We start from the raw sequence: 2,935 nt of genomic DNA, 5'->3' as shown, positions 1-2,935 counted from the left end.
TCCGCGTCGCCGAAGCTCATCTGGTCCATCGATCGCGCCCTTGTCCGCTTCGCGCAATCTCAGCACACTTCGGGCGACTTGTTCAGACCTTCCTTAGGCAGGCACTGCGGTGCAATGCCGCGGCGGTGATCGTGTCGCACAACCACCCGTCGGGCGAGGTGGAGCCGTCGGCGGCGGATCGGGCGGTGACGACGCGGCTGAAGCAGGCGTTGGGGCTGGTCGACATCCGGCTGCTAGACCATGTTGTCGTGGCGGGGCAGGAGAGCCTCAGCATGGCGTCGCGGGGGCTTGCCTAGGCGGAATGCAGACAGGGGGCCTAACGGCTCCCTGTCTGCGCCCAATTCCAGTTTCTTTTTCGGAAGAATTGGAGAGATGCGTCGAGGTATCGATCACTCGTCTGGGGGATTAGCGGTTTCGCTCGAATTTCGACCATCGTCGAACGATCGTTTGACAGATCGAAATCTCCTTTCCGTCTTGCCCCAGAAGAATCCGGCGACGCGTGCGGCTTCGTGAATGACAGGGCGGTCGCGCCCTTCTCGTGAGGTGGCGCGCTTTTTGCGCCATGCTGCTACGCGTTCTGGGGCGACGTGGATCACAAGATCAATAAATGCGCTTACGAGTCCGACCAACAACGCTAGGCCGAAAGCCGCGTGGAGCCAGAGTTCGATTTCATTCCGGCGGGACTGGCGGTGCTCGGACACGCGTTTCGCTTGTTCCATTGCAGCCATGGCCTCGCCGCAGCGCAAGGAGTCCGTTCCGTAGGGTCCGAAGTTCTTGCAGTCGGCAAATATCCGCTCTTCGCATTGCTGCCGACTGATCGGCTCGCGAAGTTCCCTCGCTGCTCCGACGCATTGAGTGACTGCTGCGGCCGAAGGTTTGTAGAAATCACGGAGCTCTAGAGTCGCACTCTCGTGACCCCGCCGCATGTAGGCTGCGGATGCAATCCAGCCCATTGCGATGACTGCAATAAGCAGTGCGTGTCGATAACGCTTCTTCATGGGTCGGCTCTGGCCCTGGTATGCCCGTTGCGTCGCAAGCAGCATCATTGAAAATCGGTCTTGTGTCCGGTCCGGAACTGGATTCGCAGTGTTCTAAGCTCTCGACAATTCCTTATCAGCCTACGTTAGAGGCTGGACTATGGCCAGCGCGCTCGTCTGAAACTTTGATGATCTTGCGCAATGGCTCATCCGTCAGGAGCACAGGGTCGAAGGAGAAGATGTGCTCAAGTGGCGCATCATGGCATCGACCAATCAGCCGGTCCGAAAATGCGAGGCCACCTTCGTCCAAGTCAACCTCGGCCGCGCAGATCGGGCAGTGACCCCAATGACGAACGATAGAGAAGACCCGCGATGTGTCGGCACGAGTTTCATCGCGCATGGTCCGCAACTGCCCATGCAACTCGTCGGTCGCGAGAAAGCCAACGCCAGCGAGCGTCACGCGCTCCTTCGGCAATCGCCACATCGGCTTGGAGAGCATCCAAAGGCAGACGGTGAATGCAACCGACGCGCCGAAGAGGGCAAGGTCGGCCGTGGTCACCGGGCGGCCCCTGGACCATGAGACGTAAATCGCGAGCCAAACGAGAGCGACCAGCAGGAAATTGAGAATCGTCGAGCCGACCAAGAGGTAGCCCCGCCACGATCGCATCGGAAAGGGGTGGGTGCCCAGGAAGAGGCGAACCCACCAGGCCGCCTTGGCGGGGTCGATGCGATAGCGGAGCAATCCGGAAGGATCCCCCGGTCCTTCTTCGTCAAGCTCGGCCGGCTCCTGAACCAATCGCTCCAGGGCGAAGCTGAACTGGGTTTGCAGGTTCCGTCCGCCCCCGGTGCGTACGACCAGCTCAGGTACCCACTCGCACTGCCGATCCGCGCAGAGCTGGCTGACCCGCGCCTGCCGAGCCGCCCACCAGCGCTTGACCTCGCCACCCTTCAGGGGCGTCGTCGCGCCCGTCTCCGCCCCTTCCCTGGACAGCCTGCCGAGATCGGTGAGGGTGCTCGAATCCTTCTCCGGTGGCGGCTGCCCGCGGGCCACGGCGTCCAGCGTCGCCTCCAGGAGCTGTCTCAGCGCGCTCGGGATCCGCTGCCGGCCGCCTTCCAGGTCGAGCCAGGACCGCGTCACCTCGAGCGCGAAAACCTGCGGATTCCCGGTTTCCACCGGTTTCGATCTGTTTTGGGTCATGCCGCCGATCCGAGTCTCGCTTTCCCACCAGACGAGGAAAGCCCGATGGACACCTTCCCAGAGCCCTTCACCCTGAGCAATCCGTCGGCCGGTACGCCGACCGCCCGCCGCGGCTTCCGCGTCCCTTTCGGCCTACGCGAGGGCCGGGTATGGGCACCCGGCGAGGTCGCGAAAGGGCTGGGCTGCGGCTGCGTCTGTCCGGCCTGCCACGCGCCCCTGATCGCCAAGGCGCAGACCAGCCGGCGCCGCCGACCCCATTTCGCGCACCTGACCGACACCCACTGCGAGACCGGCCGGGAGACCGGGATCCACCTGCGTGCCAAGCAGCTGATCGTCGAGCGCGCCGAACTTCTCACCCCGGCGTGGAACGGCGATCGGCTCGACATGCCCAACCCGGCCCAGGCGCGTGATGACGAAGGCCGGATCCACGTCGGCTCCCGGGTCGACTTCCCGGCCATGCAGCGGCGACTGGCCGACGTCGAGGCGGAACGGCAGATCGGGGGCTTCCGTCCCGACCTCGTCGCCCAAGACGACGATGGCGAGCTATTGATCGAAATCCGGGTGACCCACGCCGTTGATGACGCTAAGGAAGGTCTGAACAACTCCAGGAAAGCGGTTTGATCGACAACCGGAAGCGCGGTGACTCTCTGTGACCCATCCGCATCAACGCAGAGTCGGTCAAATTCGCATCGAAGGCTCATTTGCAGCCCGATTTCGCGTCATTCCTGCTCGATTACGCATACTTCGGGCGCAACTTGCC

General features: G+C 63.1%; 4 protein-coding genes. 2 read left to right on the top strand and 2 right to left on the bottom strand.

Features of this window, described 5'->3' with window-relative positions; genetic code table 11:
• Positions 1 to 296 (top strand): JAB domain-containing protein (locus K311_RS17040; protein ID WP_281168220.1); only part of this gene is annotated, 296 nt, incomplete at its 5' end.
• A gap of 93 nt (positions 297 to 389) precedes the next feature.
• Here the strand turns inward: K311_RS17040 and K311_RS18530 are convergent.
• Together K311_RS18530 and K311_RS0113300 are read right to left on the bottom strand one after the other, a co-directional pair.
• Complete coding sequence (locus tag K311_RS18530; protein WP_154659578.1) at positions 390 to 998, bottom strand: hypothetical protein; 609 nt, start codon at positions 996 to 998, stop codon at positions 390 to 392.
• 115 nt (positions 999 to 1,113) lie between these two features.
• Entirely contained in the window at positions 1,114 to 2,175 is a 1,062-nt protein-coding gene (locus tag K311_RS0113300; protein WP_154659577.1) for a hypothetical protein, read from the bottom strand.
• Positions 2,176 to 2,220: 45 nt separating this feature from the next.
• Between K311_RS0113300 and K311_RS0113295 the strand changes: the two genes are divergently transcribed.
• On the top strand, positions 2,221 to 2,796 hold the full coding sequence (locus tag K311_RS0113295; protein ID WP_026817710.1) for a competence protein CoiA family protein: 576 nt from the start codon (positions 2,221 to 2,223) through the stop codon (positions 2,794 to 2,796).
• Positions 2,797 to 2,935: the final 139 nt, after the last annotated feature.

The organism is Arenimonas composti TR7-09 = DSM 18010, assembly GCF_000426365.1.
Taxonomy (GTDB): domain Bacteria; phylum Pseudomonadota; class Gammaproteobacteria; order Xanthomonadales; family Xanthomonadaceae; genus Arenimonas; species Arenimonas composti.
This window is presented reverse-complemented; position numbering and strand designations above follow the sequence as displayed.